This window comes from Pelagicoccus mobilis (assembly GCF_016595505.1).
GTDB lineage: Bacteria > Verrucomicrobiota > Verrucomicrobiia > Opitutales > Opitutaceae > Pelagicoccus > Pelagicoccus mobilis.
The window spans coordinates 1-16,544 of the sequence record NZ_JAENIL010000091.1 but is presented as its reverse complement, the minus strand read 5'-3'; the positions used below and the strand labels follow the sequence as shown (position 1 = coordinate 16,544).

General features: G+C 51.7%; 12 protein-coding genes. 8 read left to right on the top strand and 4 right to left on the bottom strand.

What is annotated here, in order from left to right; genetic code table 11:
* Positions 1 to 136: 136 nt before the first annotated feature.
* Positions 137 to 1,579, bottom strand: a complete 1,443-nt coding sequence (locus JIN87_RS26570) for a sulfatase family protein (protein ID WP_200359492.1) — start codon at positions 1,577 to 1,579, stop codon at positions 137 to 139.
* A 23-nt stretch (positions 1,580 to 1,602) separates the two neighbouring features.
* Complete coding sequence (locus tag JIN87_RS26565; protein WP_200359490.1) at positions 1,603 to 3,177, bottom strand: sulfatase family protein; 1,575 nt, start codon at positions 3,175 to 3,177, stop codon at positions 1,603 to 1,605.
* Between the two features lie 162 nt (positions 3,178 to 3,339).
* Here JIN87_RS26565 and JIN87_RS26560 point away from each other — a divergent pair, with 162 nt between their 5' ends.
* The gene (locus tag JIN87_RS26560; RefSeq protein ID WP_200359488.1) at positions 3,340 to 4,461 is read left to right on the top strand and encodes a hypothetical protein; all 1,122 of its coding nucleotides are present in this window, start codon (positions 3,340 to 3,342) and stop codon (positions 4,459 to 4,461) included.
* A 68-nt stretch (positions 4,462 to 4,529) separates the two neighbouring features.
* Here the strand turns inward: JIN87_RS26560 and JIN87_RS26555 are convergent, their stop codons facing one another.
* Positions 4,530 to 5,393, bottom strand: coding sequence for a helix-turn-helix domain-containing protein (locus JIN87_RS26555; RefSeq protein WP_200359486.1), 864 nt, complete (start codon positions 5,391 to 5,393; stop codon positions 4,530 to 4,532).
* Positions 5,394 to 5,480: 87 nt separating this feature from the next.
* Here JIN87_RS26555 and JIN87_RS26550 point away from each other — a divergent pair, with 87 nt between their 5' ends.
* The 7 genes from JIN87_RS26550 to JIN87_RS26520 all read left to right on the top strand — a co-directional run bounded on the left by JIN87_RS26550 (position 5,481) and on the right by JIN87_RS26520 (position 14,765).
* Positions 5,481 to 6,362, top strand: coding sequence for a sugar phosphate isomerase/epimerase family protein (locus JIN87_RS26550; RefSeq protein ID WP_200359484.1), 882 nt, complete (start codon positions 5,481 to 5,483; stop codon positions 6,360 to 6,362).
* Positions 6,363 to 6,372: 10 nt separating this feature from the next.
* The gene (locus tag JIN87_RS26545; RefSeq protein ID WP_200359482.1) at positions 6,373 to 7,476 is read left to right on the top strand and encodes a Gfo/Idh/MocA family protein; all 1,104 of its coding nucleotides are present in this window, start codon (positions 6,373 to 6,375) and stop codon (positions 7,474 to 7,476) included.
* Entirely contained in the window at positions 7,473 to 8,279 is an 807-nt protein-coding gene (locus JIN87_RS26540; protein WP_200359480.1) for a sugar phosphate isomerase/epimerase family protein, read from the top strand. The genes JIN87_RS26545 and JIN87_RS26540 overlap by 4 nt, the downstream gene beginning before the upstream one ends.
* A gap of 18 nt (positions 8,280 to 8,297) precedes the next feature.
* Positions 8,298 to 9,746: a sulfatase-like hydrolase/transferase gene (locus JIN87_RS26535; protein WP_200359478.1), complete on the top strand. Its 1,449-nt coding sequence runs from the start codon at positions 8,298 to 8,300 to the stop codon at positions 9,744 to 9,746.
* A gap of 125 nt (positions 9,747 to 9,871) precedes the next feature.
* On the top strand, positions 9,872 to 11,935 hold the full coding sequence (locus tag JIN87_RS26530; RefSeq protein ID WP_200359476.1) for a Sip1-related alpha-galactosidase: 2,064 nt from the start codon (positions 9,872 to 9,874) through the stop codon (positions 11,933 to 11,935).
* A 45-nt stretch (positions 11,936 to 11,980) separates the two neighbouring features.
* Positions 11,981 to 13,315, top strand: coding sequence for a glycosyl hydrolase family 28 protein (locus tag JIN87_RS26525; protein WP_200359474.1), 1,335 nt, complete (start codon positions 11,981 to 11,983; stop codon positions 13,313 to 13,315).
* 19 nt (positions 13,316 to 13,334) lie between these two features.
* Entirely contained in the window at positions 13,335 to 14,765 is a 1,431-nt protein-coding gene (locus tag JIN87_RS26520; protein WP_200359471.1) for a sulfatase family protein, read from the top strand.
* 156 nt (positions 14,766 to 14,921) lie between these two features.
* On the opposite strand, the gene JIN87_RS26515 is transcribed toward JIN87_RS26520, so the two are convergent.
* Complete coding sequence (locus JIN87_RS26515; protein ID WP_200359469.1) at positions 14,922 to 16,433, bottom strand: sulfatase family protein; 1,512 nt, start codon at positions 16,431 to 16,433, stop codon at positions 14,922 to 14,924.
* Positions 16,434 to 16,544: the final 111 nt, after the last annotated feature.

The following is a 16,544-nucleotide window of genomic DNA, read 5'->3' as shown; positions in this document are numbered from 1 at the left end:
CACGCTCCCACAAATACCGGACAGCTTTGAGAGCGTTTTGGCTACAGAGTTATAAACAAGCCAAGGGAAAATGGATTAGGCGTGGCACGGCGCCCACGCCCTATCTGATTGTTGAAGTATGAGGAACGAGCGCTGTTTAGAAGGGGCCGGGGGCGTTGATTTCGGTTGCTTTGCGAGCCGCGCCCGGGTTTTCGCCGCGTGTTCCGTGTTGCTCGGTCTTGATGTAGCCTGGTTCTGGCAAGTAGTAGTCGGGAGTGAGCGTTGCGGGAGTGGTATCGCCTGTTTGCTCGCGCCATTCGTCGAGGACAGCTCTCATCTTTGCTAGGTCGTTTTGACGATCAGGAAGCGAAGCTATGTTAAGCCATTGCTCGGTGTCTGAGGTGCAGTCATACAACTCCTCTCGCGGTCTGGGGGTTACGAATATGTCTGCTTGGGCTGTGGTAAGAGTGCCTGCTTGTTGGCTTTTGACGAGTGAGATATGAGTGGGGCTCCCAACGGAGTCCGTTGGACCGAGTTGCGGTTTGTTGGGACGAGCGTTGAGGATGTAGAGCAGGTCCTTGCTGCGAACCATCCGCTCATGGGCTTCGTAGTCGTGCCAGTTGTGTTCTGAAAAAACGTAGTTGCGGAACTCCTGTTGAGGCTTTTTTAGCAACGCCGAGAAGCTGCGTCCTTGGAACTGCTCTGGAAGCTCAGCTCCCGCTAACTCAAAGAAGGTGGGGGCTATGTCGATCACGCTAACGAGGCTGTCGCAGGTAGAGGCGCGCTTGATGTTTTGAGGCCAACTGACGACGAAGGGTGTTTTCATGCCGCGGTCATTGACTCGCGTTTTAGCGGCCGGGAATGCTCGGCCGTTGTCGGCCATGACAATGATGAAGGTATTCTCAAGCTGGCCCTGCTTTTCCAGTTCCTGGATACAAAGGCCGATGTAGTGGTCGAAGCGCTTGATCTCGTCGTAGTAGTGGGCGAGGTCCTGACGGGTTTCGGCATCGTCGATATAGTAGTAAGGCACTTTGATCTCATCTGGGTTGTGGGTGCCACTGAACTCGTTTTCTCCCCACGCTCGGTGAGCGTCATAGGCGGCAAACCACATAAAAAAGGGTTTATCCATGGGGCGTTCGGCGAGTGATTGTACCCAGCTCTTTTCTCCGCCGTCGCCTACATCTTCTCGAGAGGTGTAGATAACATCGAATCCGCGATGAGCGTAATCGCCCATGTGGAATTTTCCCGAGTGGCCGCAGTAGTAACCGTTTTGCTTCAGAACCTCGGCCATTGAGAGCATCGCTTCTGGCGGCGACGTGTGAAGTTCGGCAGCCCCTGTGTTGTGGGGGTAGCGACCGGTCATGATCGAGTTACGACTTGGACTGCAAGAGCTCGCGGTAAGGTACGTATTTGTGAAAGTGATACCGGATTCGGCTAACTTATCGATTTCTGGCGTTTGGGCATTGGGGTCGCCGTAACAGGCGAAGTCATCCCAACTAACGTCATCGGCTATGAAGACGATGAAGTTTGGCTTTTGCCGTTCGCAGAATGCTGTGATGCCGAGGGTGGTCCCGAGGAATAGGGAGAGTAAGGTTTTCATTTGGGATTTTTGAGGTAGGAAAATTAGTCTTCGAAAACTCGGAGAGGAGTGCCTCCGTGCTCGGCTCCGACATCGCGCGGTTCGAGGAACCAGACGAGCTGACCGAGTGGAGTTAGTCCATCGGGGATCTGATCTGCATTAGGGTGGGAGCTCTTGTATTGTTCCAGCAGTTTTTCTTGGTATCGAACCACGACCTCCTTGTATTCCGGGTGCCGAGCGAGGTTCGTGCTCTCTGTTGGGTCTTTTTCCAAGTTGTAGAGGCGATGATAGAGCCCCGAAGCTCCTTGCCCTGTGGCGTAGCCTTGGCCGAGGTCGCGTTTTCCTGTGGTGAAGACGTATTTGAATTTTGAATCCGCTATCATCGCCTTGTTGTCCTCGAGGAATTCGGCGAAGACTTGATGGCGGTGTTGGTCCGTTTCGCCTGATACCAATGGTTTCAAGCTGCGTCCGTCGATGGTATCCATTGGCGGAAGATCAAGGTAGTCTAAAATCGTGGGCGCGAGGTCGACCAGCTCAGTCAGGGCTTCGTTGCTGGCTGCGGGTATGCCAGGGCCATTGAGGATGAGGGGTGTCTTTATGGCTGCTTCCCACATTTCGTGTTTCTCGAAGCGTTTATGCTCATCCAGCAGGTAACCGTGGTCACTGGTGAAGATTATCAGTGTCTCATCGAGTAAACCGCGCGTATCAAGAGTTTGGATGAAACGGGATATTTGGGAATCGAGGAATTCAACACAGGTCCAGTAGGAGGCGATTGCGTTCCGACGTTGTTCGTCGGTGAACCGAGCGAATATTTCAGGGATCCAACGATCGTCCTCAGCGGATCCTTGTGGGAGTTCAATTGTGCTTGGGTCGAAGCGATTGGCGAACTCGACAGGAAAGGCGAATGGCGCGTGAGGTTCCTTGAAGGCGAGCCAGAGGAAGCTCTGTTTGTCTTTGTTGGCCTCTAGGAACTCGACGGACTGATCAACGTAGAAAGCGGCCTCTGAATCTTCGGTGGTGTAGGGGTGCGGCAAGTAATCTGGGTTCCAGACGTGGATTCGATCTTGGCTCGCTTTTGTTCGATCGTAGGTCCTCAGGTCTGAGGGAATTCGCGACCCGGCCTGGATCTTCTTGTTGTGTTCGGCGTAGTGGTGACCTTCGACGATGAGATCGAAACCGTGATCAGGACGGGTTTCCCAAAGATCTTGCCAGATCCAGTGGTTCCAATGGTTCTTGCCGATGATTGCAGTGGCGAATCCAGCCGCGCGAAGGTGTTCCGCGATGGATTGCTTTCCTTTGTAGGCGAAGGGCGTGAAGAGGAGATTGAACCCGGTTCGATGCGGGTATTTGCCAGTGAGCATGCTTGCTCGAGAGGGGGCGCACATCGGGGAGTTGGCGTACGCGTTGCTGAACCGAGTGCCACCACTGGCGAGTTTGTCGAGAGCGGGTGTGCTGACGCGTTCGTTGCCGTAGGAACCGAGAACGCTTGAGGTGAGATCATCAGCTACGATCACGACGACGTTCTTGATCTTTGACGAGGCTTGAAGGAACGAGAGCGGGCAGAGGCTAAGCAATAGGGCGAGGATCGAAAGGCCTCGTTTGGGGAGGAGTGTGTTCACGTTCTGGATGTTGTCTGAAAGGAGGGCGGGGGTAGTGGTTTGATTTCCTGAAACCGTTTAAATTCGGCTTTATTGGCATGCTGGAAAAAGGAACGGATTGATCTCAGCGGTTCACTTCGAGAGGTTAGGGGCTTTGATATCGTAATCAACCCTCTGAACCCCATGCGCAAAAGGTTTTTTAGCGACGACAGTTTTTGGAATCAGGCATTGCCCGCCGATGTTGTGGTAGATCCTGCTTCCCAGCGTTACCTCTCATTTTTGGAGAAGTCTCACGATCTTGAAGGCTTCCACGTGAACGGAAACAATTATACGATTCCGGTTTATGAGGCCGCACCTGATACTCCGCTGGTTAAAGTTGAGCGGAGGATCAAGGACCATGTGGGTGAGGGGCGATTCATGTATCAGCTATCGAAATACGTTGTTGATAGCGTTGCTGATCATCCGTGCGGACATGATGCAAGTTTTGTTGATGGAGTGCCGATACCAGAGGATGCTCTGCCTGATGCCTTGACGGATGGACACCTGTCGATCGTAGACCCGAGTCGAAATCGAGTCTGGGATATGTGGGGCGCGGAGAGACGCCCTGACGGGAGCTGGTGGTGTTGTTCGGGAATCTCTTATCCGATTGATGGTACGGGTGTATTTGATGCCAGTGAGTGGGGGATGCGGAATGGGGAAAGCGTGCACATGTATGGGCCTTGTCGAGCGGCAGGAGTTCCGAATGTTGCGGGTCTGATTCGTTATGAAGAGCTACAGGCAGGTCGTATCGAACACAAGCTGGCGTTTGCGACCCGCTATGCAGGATTGCAGGCGCACTCGTTTCCTGCGAGCTGGACAGATGGAGGCGTGCTCGGTGGCCCTCCTGAAGGGATCACAATCCAACTGGACCCTGATGTCGATTTAGATGCCTATGGTCTGTCTCCCGCGGGAATGGCGATCGCCACTGCCTTAAAGGAATACGGGGCTGTGCTGGTGGATGTGGCGCTTGGTTCTGTGCTCTATGCAGAGGGATTGACTGGTCATGCGGACAAAAGCTGGGAGGGACTATTGATCGAGGACGAACTAGCGCGGATACCGTTTTCCAACTATAGGTTCCTGCAACCAGAGGCGGTTGTAGAGCGAGGGATGATCCCAGGGATTCATCCGATCATTTGGCAGACTTTCCACGAGGCATTCGGTATGCATCAGGAAGGGGATCTTGGAGAGGGTAATTCGATCGTTGGTTGGCGTAAGGACTGGCATGCTCAACTGCTCTCGCAGTTCAAGAGTAAGTCCTCTCAATAGCGATAGCCTCGATATCTGTCACTTGAATGAGGTCTGAAGTGTAGCCGAATACTGGTTACGTGTAAGTGCTAGGTCGGTGAGTTGAAGAATTGACTCTTAAACTCTCTCGGACTCATTCCGGTTTGCTTTCGAAATTGGGTGGAAAAGGTGAATGCGTCAGTGTAGCCTAGTTTCTCTGCTGTTTCTGAAACGCTGGAAAAGGGAAGAATCGACTGGGCTGCATCAATTCGAGCACGAATCCGGTATTCGGAAAGGCTAAGTCCGAAACGTCGTTTGAAGTGATAGCGTATCGAAGAGTAGGATACGCCGAGAGATTGCGCGATGTCGGGGAGTGATGTGCGCGATGATGGGTCTGAATCGACGCGTGCGCGAATGCTTTCAAGGGCTTGGTCCCAAGGGTCGTTACGATTTTCTGACTGGATTTGTGAGACTTGGGTGAGGAAATCGATGATCTTGGAGAGAAGGAGAGGGCGAAAATTGGGATGCTCCGGAATATCGGAAAGTGTTGTGAAGAGACGATGGAACTTCGCTGTGAGTTCATCGACCTTGGCAGGTGTAATGACTTGAAAGCTCGGGATCAGTCCGAGATCAGCAAGACGCCCATAGAGGCGTCTGTCCAAGACTAAGAAGCTCTCGTGTGGGGGCGGTTGGTTCTCCCAATTGATGATTTGGGAATCGGTATCGGGAAAGTGCTGATAGAGAGAGCCGCTCGAGAGTTTATGGGCGTCAGTGCTGCCGTAGCGTACAGAGCCTTGGCCTCGATGCACGAGATTGAGGGCGTAGTTCGATTGGCGGTTCCATTCTCTGTTGGCCTGTGATGACGGAATCTCATTCGAGGCCAGCACGAACATTCCCCAGCTCGTGCCCGCGCCAAGGCTGCGTTGGAGGAAGTACGTGGTTGGAGAGAGTGTGCGCTCTTGAGCGGAAGTCATGCTTAGGCGAATATCAAAAATGAAAGGTTTATACTCAATGGAGCTATGGAAAGGGCTATTCCATTCTGGTAATATCGCAATTCTAACATGAGCAATTCTGAAAGATACGAAGAGGTCCCTTCTTTTTGGGGAATGGCAGGAGTGTTTCCAGGAGACCTGGGTGTCTATGATGGGGATGCGTGGGCGAACAAGTTGCGTTTCGTTGCAGAGAACGGGTTCCATGGTGGAGCGATCGCTGTGCAAGATTTGGAGGATGGGACCCGTTTCGAATTTTTACAGCAGTTGGCAAAGGAGTTCGGACAAACCCAGGGAGTACACGATCGCATCGACTATGAAGAGTCGGTTGACGAGGCGCGTAGACGTTTGGGCAACAACTTGGACCTGCTATTGGCCGCTCGCGAAAATGTGCCGTTCGCGTTCTACAGTTTCATCCTCAAGAGTGGTCAACATCGGTTTGACCGTTCGGTTTCATTGAAGGAGCAACTATCTCTCTTGAGCGAACAGCTGCGTCCGGTTTGCGAGCGTTGTATTGCGGAGGGACTTCCAGCGGTAATCGAAAATCATGGAGATTATTACGTGAGCGATCTCGTTGAGCTTTGTGCGATGACTCCTGGTTTGGAGATCATGCTGGATACGGGAAACTGTTATCTCTTGGGCGAGCGTCCTGACCAAATTCCAGATGAGGCTTTTCCTTTGGTTAAAGCGACGCATTGGAAAGATCATTGGGTCCAACCGAATCCAGCTGCTCTGACATTTGATCTAACGGGCGCGAGTTTGGGGGAAGGGCATGTGGGGCTGGAGGAGATTTACCAAAAACTCCTTCGATTGCACCCTGATCCGAGTTCGATCCGGATGATGATTGAGTGGGTGCCTGATCCCGATAAGCCAGCGTTGGAATGTCTTGAGCAATCGAAGCGTCACCTTGAGAAATTGTCACAGGGTGCTTATCCGATGAAATTGAAGCGTTAGGAGGTAAGTGATGAGTGAATACAAAAAACTAAAAGTCGGCATTGTTGGGCTTGGTGGAATATTCAAACTTCACGAGCAAGCGATCGCGGCGTGTGGAGATGTCGAACTCGTAGCGGTCTGCGATTTGGATCAGGCCAAGGTTGATGAGATTTCTGAAAGGGTAGAGGCCGTCGGCTATACTGATCTAGATGCGATGATGGCTGAGGCTCGACCGGATGTGGTCGTGATCTCCACGGATACCGCCTCGCACGCTGCCTTGACCTGCCGAGTGGCGGAGCTCGGAGCGCGTGCTGTTCATTGTGAAAAACCCATGGCGGTACACCCAGTAGATGCGTGGAAGATGGTCGATGTATGTGAGCGAACAGGTACGCTTTTGACCATCAATCATCAGAGGCGTATGGGCGATCTTGCGTTTGTGCGAACGGCGATCGAGTCGGGGCTGATTGGTGACTTGTGCGAACTTTATGGGTACTGTGCAGGTGATTTTTTATCGGATGGAACACACTTGATCGATTCGTTGATGGGATTGAGTGGCGATCCAAAGATTGAAACGATCAAGGCAGGCTTAGACTTGTCGAACCTTGAGAAACGTTACGGTCATATCAAGGAGGCTGGGGCATTTGCAGTTTTGGATTCCAAAGAGAAGATTCGCTTGAGTCTCTTCACTGGGACCTTTGCCGAACGCCGAGTGTATCAGGAGTATCTAATTGTCGGCTCTCGAGGCATGCTCTGGCGTTCAGGCGACCGGGCGAATCCGCACAACTGGTTCATATGCGACGGACAGTTGGGAGATCGGGAAGTGAAGACCAACGACTCGCTTTGGTACAATATGCCGTTGCCAGCAGGAGCTCGTGGTGGGCCTTGGCGTCCGTTGGAAGTACCAGAGGATGTGGATGCCGGAAAGGCGGTTTATCAAGGGATTGTGGACAGTCTCCGTTCTGGGGTTGAGCATCCACTTGGTGGTCGCCGGACGTTGACGGTTCAACGATTGATCGCTGGGATTTACCAGAGTGGATTGAGTCAAAAAGGACTTCGTTTCGAGGACGCGGTTGCGATTGATCGCTTTCCGCTGATGAATGAGGAGCTACTCAAAGAGAAGGGAGTTACGGTATGAAGGTAATTGGTTCGACATCCGCTTGGCGTGGAAATTTGGAAGATGGATTGGGGAAACTGAAGCGTTTGGGCTTTGATGAAATCGACCTGATTGGGATTGAGGCATGGAAGTTATTGTCTCCGGAGGCGTTGGTTTCGGACTTCGAAACAGAGAAGAAGCGAGTGCTCAAGTGTCTCGAGGCATCGAATACACGAGCTGTGACGATGAATGTCGCGTTTACCCCTGATTTAGGGAGTCGTGAGGAATCTGCAGGAAACGAGTCGCGGCTTTCTCAGGTAAAAGCGACTCTTCGGTTCATGGAAGATCTTGGGATCTCTGTTGCAGCTCACTATCCGGGCTACATATCAGATTGGCGAAACGATCCGGAGGGCGTTTGGAAAGATACGACCGATACGATTCGAGAGATCCAGGAGGTCGCGAGTGGAGGAACAGGAACTCTAGCTCCGGAGTTGCATTACAAGACTCCCTTTGAAATTCCGAAGGATGCGAGGCGCTTGTTGGCGGATGTTCCTGGATTGCCTTACACATACGAACCGTCGCATTTTATCGTCCAAGGTATCGATGTTGAGGATACGGAAGATCTTCTTTCTGGAGCGACTCATGTACACCTACGTGGATGTGCAAAAGGTGCTCTGCAGGCGCCCCCAGCAGAGTGCGAGAAGGAGTTGCGTTGGGTTGTCGAAAAGCTTGCGGAACGAGACTACAAGGGCCTGATTTCCATTGAGTACCTGCCTGACGCAGAGTTCGATGTAGAACGTGCAATTGCTGAAACGCGTGACTTGATAGCGGGTGTATTGGCTTAGAGCGATTCCTGGAGACTTATGACGAAGCGAAAAAACCTGATCATTCTATGTCCTGACCAGATGCGTGCGGATGCTCTTGGTTTTATGGGGAATGAGGTGTGTCGCACTCCGAACTTTGATCGGCTAGCGGAGCGAAGCGTTGTCTTCGAACGGCATTACACAACATTCCCAAAGTGCGCTCCGGCTCGTGGCACCCTGATGACGGGACGTTACTCGCACTCTGATGGGATGTGCACGGTGCAGCAAACGCTGAAGCCTGAACAGCCGAACTTGTGTCGCAGTTTGAGAGAGCAGGGTTACCAGACGGCTGTCTTTGGTAAGAACCATTGCTGGGCTGACGAAGATTGGAGTCGGCTGGATTTCAACTCTTGGTGTCCTGAGCTCGTAGCAATCGTTGAGCCTAAACAGCTTGTTGAGGAGATCGATTTTCAAGCGGAGGGGCTTACTCCCAAAAGACTCCACCGAGGCTGGGACTATCTAGGCAACGGAACAAGGCATCGGCCCGATGAAGCTTACACTGACCAAAGTATCGAGTTCCTGGAGCGTTTGCGGGATCCCGAACGCCCATTCTTTCTACAACTCAATTGGGAGTCGCCGCACACTGAATACGGAGTGGAGGAGCCTTGGTTCTCGATGTACGACCGAGAGGCGTTGCCGGCACTCCCTTGCAGTATGCCGAGTAACGCTCCCTTGTCAGTGAGGGCCCAGCGGAGGCACCGCACTGGTTTAGAGGACAATCCGAAGGCAGCGAAGGAGGTACAAGCTACCTATTACGGAATGATCTCCAAAGTTGATGCCTTGTGTGGGAAAATAATGGATACGATCGAAAGAAACGGCCTTTGGAAAGATACGGTAGTCCTGTTTCTGTCCGACCATGGTGACTACGCCGGCCAGTATGGATTGCCTGAGAAATTCGATACGCATTTCCCAGATTGCTTGATGCAGGTTCCGCTTACGATCTCAGACCCGGATTTGCCGAGTGGGAAAAAGGTCTCCAGCTTATGTGATCTCGCTTCAGTCGCTCCGACTCTATGCGATTTACTCGGTATCGAGATGCTCCCGAATGTTCACGGAGAGAGTTTGCTTCCAGTGATAGCCGGGGAAAGGGAGATAGAAGCCGTTTTTGCGGATGGAGGTCACGAGCGGGGGATGCGGGAGCAGTATAAGGCGTTTACGACTCCTGAATCCGCTCCTGAGCCGCTTGAGCGCAGCAAGACTGCGGTTTACTATCACGAACCTGAATCGATGGCTCGCTCGCAGATGGTGAGGACTGAGCTCCATAAGCTTGTGGTTCGAGAGACGGGTGACAACGAGTTCTACGACCTGGAAAAGGATCCATTCGAAATGAATAACCTATGGGGGAGTCCCGAAATTCAGAAGCATTTGCCGAGGCTCTATGAGCAACTGATGAGGTGGAATCTCAAAACTTTGCCCGAGTCACCGCCGCTGGATTGGTTTACAGTTTAGCGATTGTCTTACTGAATCGACTGACTCCTTGGTGAGGCGGTTCTGCGTGGGACTGTTTTGAACCGGATCGAAAGGGAATCGTTCGAGTTCTCTGAGTTGTTTGCCTTAGATAAGGGCTTTGCAGGATGGATAAGTTAGAGAAAGAAGCGATTTTAGAACAGTATCTCGGTGGACTCTCCGAGGCGGATGTTACCCACCTAGAGGATTCAGAGCTGGAGGTAGCTCTTTTCGTGAATTCGGGGGAGGCTCGCCCGGGAGGGAAGTCGTCTAGCCAGTTCGATATCCCTGTCTTGAACGGAGTGTTCGCGATCCGTCGGGTGAACCCGTTTTGGTACACACCGGCCATGGGAGACTCGCTTAAAGCGATACCAGAGGATCCTGAACACAGCTTTGTCGAGCATAAGGAGGGCATGGAGAAAGATCTCGCTGAGATACATTTTCTGCTTTGGCGTCGAGAAGATGGAAAACATGGAGTTATGGTGCCTCTTTCCAATGGGGATAGGCGATCCTATCTCAGGCGAAGTGGCGACCGGCTAGAGCAAGTCGTTCGTTTCGATGTGAATGCGAGCGGGACACGTCCAAGTCTGTTTGTAGGAATTGGCGACGATCCGTATCAACTCGTTGAGTACGCGGCTCGCTTTATCTCCGCGGAAATTCCAGGTTTTCGTTTGCGAACTGAGAAACGGCTTCCTGACTTCGTAGATCGCTTTGGCTGGTGCACTTGGGATGCCTTTTATCAGGAGGTTTCAGCGGAAAAAGTTGAAAGCGGTTTGCAGGCATTCGCTGATGGAGGAGTTGAGCTCGGTTTCTTGATGATCGACGACGGGTGGCAACAACTGGAAGGTTTTCGCTTCAAGGACTTTGACACAGACAAGACGAAGTTCCCAGATGGCTTGAAACCCGTTGTACAACTAGCGAAGGAGAAGTACGGGGTCGGAATGGTCGGTGTTTGGCATGCTCTGCAGGGCTATTGGCATGGAGTCGTGGCAAGTGGCGGAGTTGCTGAACGTTTTGAAGTGGTAGACCAGGAGTCCCCTTCTGCTTACTTTGATGGTTGGGGGGAGCAGTTCGCGCCGATGAGCCGGGGATTTGTCCATCCATCCGATATACACCGCTGGTACCAGGAGTTCTACGAGTACTTGAGCTCTGAAGGTATCGACATGGTGAAGGTCGATAATCAGGGGATGCTGGAGTTCTTCACAGAAGGAAGCTCAGTGGGAAATACTGCGGCGATGAAGGCGTACCAGCAAGCTCTGCAGGGAGCGTCGCAAACTCATTTCGAAGGGAACCTGATCAACTGTATGTCCAATACCAACGACGTTGCCTTCAATCTAAGCGCCTCGGCGACATGGAGGAACTCAGACGATTTTTATCCGGACAAACCTTCTTCCCAGCAGGCAGATCACATCGTCATCAATGCTTATAACAACGTCTGGACCAGCACCTTCGTCTGGGGAGATTGGGACATGTTCCAATCCACTCACAAGCACGCCGAGTTTCACGCTATGGGACGGGCGGTCAGTGGAAGTCCCGTTTACGTGAGTGATAAAGTGGGAGCTCACGACTTCGACATCATTCGGAAGATTTCCTTATCCGGTGGTCGTGCCCTCCGTTTCGAGGATCCAGCTCGTCCGAGCATCGATAGCTTGTTTGTTGATCCTCGTTCGGAAGACTCTCTTCTCAAGGTATGCAATACCAACTCTGGAATCGGAACCGTGGCTTTATTCAATTGCCACTCGGATGATGAGGGAGAGGAAACCTACTCAAGCAAAGAGATATCTGGAGATGTTTCTTCTGATGATCTGTATCAACTCGATGGTGACGCTTATGCGTTTTACGCTCACAAAGGCGGTTATCTTGGTGAAAGGGAAAGCGGAGAACCTGTTTCCATCTCGCTCAAAGCTATGGAGAGCGAGATTGTTACCATCTCGCCAATCAAGAACGGAGCAGCACCCTTAGGCCTGAAAGGCAAGTATGCTAGTTCGGCAGCGATAAGCAGTTACGAGTGGCTAAGTAAAGATTGGCTTCGAATTTGTCTCAAAGATGGTGGTGATCTTCTGCTGATGTCAGAAAGAGCGCCTTCGAAGGTTCTTTGCAATGAAGAGGTGCTTGAGTGGACACAGGTGAATGCCGTTCTGGAAACTGCTGTTCCAGGGCAAGGCGTATCGGTGATCGACGTGTGTTTCTGATGCTTTGGTTGCAGAGCTCCAAATAAGTTGAGTCTTCTTTTTCCCATGTCTGAAGCGTATTCGAAACCTTATGACTATGCTGAAGATGCACCGCGTTCGGTGCATTATGCTGCCCGAATCAATGGTGAGAGCTGCTTGGTTTGTAATGCTGGTGAGCAGGACTTTTTAGCTTTTGAGTTCGAGGGAGAGGTTGAAGTCGAAATCGTTTGCTTTGTTCGCCAGTCGCTTGAGTCGCTTACCTTACGACCGACGCGGCATAAGATCCAAACCGAACGAGGTGACTACAGTTATCGTTTTCGTTTAAACGAGCCAACGGATCTTTGCGCGGAATTAGAGGGGCTGCCAAATCTCTATATTTTTGCGTCGGGTCCGGAGACTGACATCCCCGATCCGGAAGATCCCAACGTTCACTACTTTGAAGCGGGGAAAATTCATGAAGTTGGCGAACTTCGTTTGGCTGATGGTGAGCGTATCCACATCGAGGGTGGGGCGATCGTCCGTGGAGCGATCCGGGCTAGAAATGCTGCCAACATCACGATTTCTGGGCGAGGTGTCTTGGATGGGGATTATGAACCGTGGCGGGGATCATACCGAATACTGAGCGTGTTCGATCATTGTCGTGATCTATCGATCCGCGATATTATCATCATCAGACCGCAGTTCATGCCGATCACTCTTGGCAAGTGCGAGGATGTTGTGATTTCGCGAGTGAGGGAATTAACCGATCTTGTTTCGACTGACGGTGTAGATGTCTGCGCTTCGAAAAATGTGCTGATCGAGGATTGCTTTTTTGTGAACAACGACGACTGCATTGCTCTGAAAGCTCTAAAATTTGAATACACTCCGTATGACTGCGACTACGATTGGCGTGGCGACATCGAGAATGTGGTGGCGCGTCGATGCGTTCTCTTGAATAAGCGGGCAGGCAATGCGCTAGAGATTGGTCATGAGACGAATGCGGACTCGATTCGTAATGTTCGTTTCGAAGATCTCGATATCCTCGATTTCGGAGGGAGCGGCGGTGTCTTTGCTATTCACAATTGCGATCGAGCGCTTGTTAGCAATGTGCGTTACGAGAGCATTCGCGTTGAGCGGTATTGGGGAATGGTCTTTGATGTTCGTGTTCTGCGTTCGCGCTTTAGCGATGTTGACGGCGGACAACTAGGGTGCATCAAGAATATCGTTTTTAAGGATCTTCAAATAACCCAGCGAAGCATGAATGTGGGCTACTCTGTATCCGTTATGGGAGGACAGTCTGAAGAAAGCTGTGTTAGCGATGTTACGTTCCAAAACATCCAGATCAACGACCAAGCCGTAGAAACGCTGGATGAGCTCGACCTATTTACTCGATATTCGAAGAATCTACGGCTCGAGTGTTGAGAAAATAAAGTCATTGAAAATGTTGAAGCCGAACATTCTTTTCATCATCGCGGATGATGCGTCTCACTTCGGGGGCTATGGACGCGATTGGGTTCGGACTCCAAATATTGATCGCTTAGCCGCTGATGGGGTCCTTTTTGAGCAAGCGTTCACAACAAACCCCAAATGTGCTCCATCGCGTGCGTCCATTCTTACCGGTCGAGAAACCTGGCAGCTCGAAGATGCCTGTAATCATTGGAATATCTTCCCCAGTAAATTTGAGTGTTTCCCGGACACACTCGAGTCTGTCGGTTATCATGTTGGATTCACTGGAAAGGGCTGGGCTCCCGGGGACTGGAAAGCCGGCGGGCGGAGGCGAAACCCAGCGGGAACTGGATACAATCAGCGGACGCTTGTTCCGCCGGAAAACACGAGTCTGGCAAAAAATGACTATCTAGCCAACTTTGAGGATTTCCTTGCAGATCGGAAGGAAGGTGCTCCGTTTTACTTCTGGTTCGGAGCGAAAGAACCGCATAGGCCTTACGAGTTAGGACAAGGGAAGCGAGCAGGGAAAAGGAGGGAGGAGATTTCTGCTATTCCGCCGTATTGGCCGGAGGATGACATCGTCCGCGGAGACATGTTGGACTATGCTTTTGAAATTGAGTATTTCGACCAGCAGGTTGGACGATTCGTAAATCTGTTGAAGGAGAACGGCGAGTACGACAATACCCTGATCGTCGTCACATCTGACAATGGAGCGCCCTTTCCAAGAGTTAAGGGACAGATGTATGATGACGATTTTAGGCTCCCTCTCGTTATGCGATGGGGAGAGTTGGGAAAAGGTGGACGACGTGAGAATGCGTTAGTGAGCTTTGTCGATTTTGCGGCTACGTTTCTTGATGTCGCTGGTGTTGATATTGACGGGAGAGAATTGGCTGGTGAGAGTTTGTTAGGCTTACTGGAGGGTGAGTCCTCCACTCATAGAGAATTCGTGGCAATGGGACGAGAGCGTCATGACCTAGGACGGGAGGGCGATCTCGGATTCCCAGTCCGTTGTCTCAGGAATGACGAGTTTTTGTATGTCAAAAACTATGAACCTGAGCGGTGGCCTGCTGGGAACCCGGAAACAGGGTTTACAAACTGTGATTCCTCTCCGACAAAAGACCTAGTCCTAGATCTCGAGAAAAACGGTGTATCCAAATATTACGATCTGGCGTTTGGAAAACGACCAGCGGAGGAGCTGTATAGCATCAAAAAGGATCCGCACTGTATGATTAACTTAGCTGGAACCGCTGAATACAAAGGGCAATTGTGCTCTATGCGAGAGGCATTGAATCATTACCTCGAGAGAACTGGGGACCCTCGGGTGAGAGGTGAGGGGGACATTTTTGAGTCATACCCATACTGTGGTGGCAAGAGTCACAGTTGGGAAGCATACCTCGAAGGAACTTGGGAAAAGCAGGATTATTAAAGGAGAGCTCCCTCGCAGCAGCCCCGGCTATTCAAAACTGAGCGTTCCGAGGTTGCCGGGAAGCTTGTTGGGGAAGGGCCTCAAACTCTGGATTATAGCGGCAACGACGGAGCGTTGCCCTCCTGATGGAGGGATGCATAGGTTGCGGTTGATGCTCTAGCCTCTCCAGTTTCCTTTGTCATCGTTTTCTTCTTTGTAGCCGGCGATCGTCCAGTCGAAGCCTTGAGAGTCTTGCAGCATCGTTCCTTCGTCAGGGATTGTGGATACTGATTTCTTGGGATAGGATCTCCAATTCTCTCCGTCGATAGCGACTTGTTGCCCGCCGTCCCGTAGATGAGCCATGAGCTCTTGTTTCAGTTCATTTTGAATTTCGCGGCACAGTGGAGTGTTGGCTCGATTCTGGGTTTCGAGCGGGTCTTTCTCCAGATCGAAGAGGAGTTCCGTTCCGTCAGCAGAGCAATACGCGTACTTCCACTTGCGGGTGGCGATGACGTAGAGCGCTTGTTCGGCAGTCCCGAGTTGGGCATAAACCGAGTTACGGATCCCGGGATCTGCGTGGATCGATTGTAAGCTGTTGCCTTGGAACTTCGTCTTGCTCAGATCGACTTTGGCAGCCTCCATAAAGGTTGGAACGAGGTCGATCAAGTTGACGGGAGCATCTATCTGGCGTCCCGCTTCGAAGGTTTCGGGATGACGACAGATCATTGGTATTCGCAGGGCGGAGTCGTGCGGACTGCGTTTACCAAAGCAGTTGTAGTCGCCGAGGAGTTCCCCGTGATCCGATGTGAAGACGATGAGAGTGTTTTCCAGTTGGCCGTTCTCCTCGAGGGTATCGAGCAGTCGTCCTACTTGGTGGTCGATGAACGAGATGCACGCGTAGTAATAGGCGATCATGCAACGGATATGATTCTCGTCGATTCCGCGGTCGCGCCACTTCATGCGGTTTTGGAAGTGGTTGTAGTAGGTGAGAAGCGAATCGAGATTACCTGGCACTTTCGGTAACTGCATGTCCTGAGCTCTGTATAGCTTGTGCCAAGGGGAGGGTGGGGCGAAAGGCGGATGCGGATTGATGATACTGGTAGTCAGATACCAAGGTGTATCCGAATCTTTCTGACTGTTGATGAAATCGATCGACTTGTTGGCAACCCATTGAGTGGGGTGCCACTCTGCTGGAAGTGCGGAAGGCTGAGGCATATAGTACATTTCGCCGCGTGCTCCGTGAGGTTCGAAGACGTGGCCGTAGGGGGTCTCTTCCAATTCGCGGATGTAATCATCGCCTCCTTTGCTAATCACTTCCTCTTGAATGTCTCGGGTCTGGTAGCCGCGCATATCCTGATAGCGAGGAGCGAAGTGTGTCTTTCCCACGCCGTGTGTCCGGTAGCCAGCTTGGGTTAACTCGTTTACGTAAGAGGAGTTTTGCTCATCGTCAGGCCAATCGTTCACGTTGCTGTAGCACGCGGTGAGGGCGGGGTACTGACCGTAGTGCAGGGATGCTCGAGCTGGGCAACATTCGGGACTCGGTGTGTAAGCTCGTGAGAAGATTGTGCCCTCATTCACCAGGCGATCCAGGTTTGGCGTTTTGATCACTGGATTGCCCAAGGCATGGATGGTGTCGAAGCGCTGTTGGTCGGTGAGAATAAAGAGAATGTTGGGCCGCGTATCTTGCATAGCTGTAGGAGTCAGAATGGGGAGTTGGTTAGAGACCGTCCAATAATGTTAATTTTAAATAGGTGGGAGCGTGCTTGTCACGCGATTCAACAGAAAACGTTAACTTGCGAT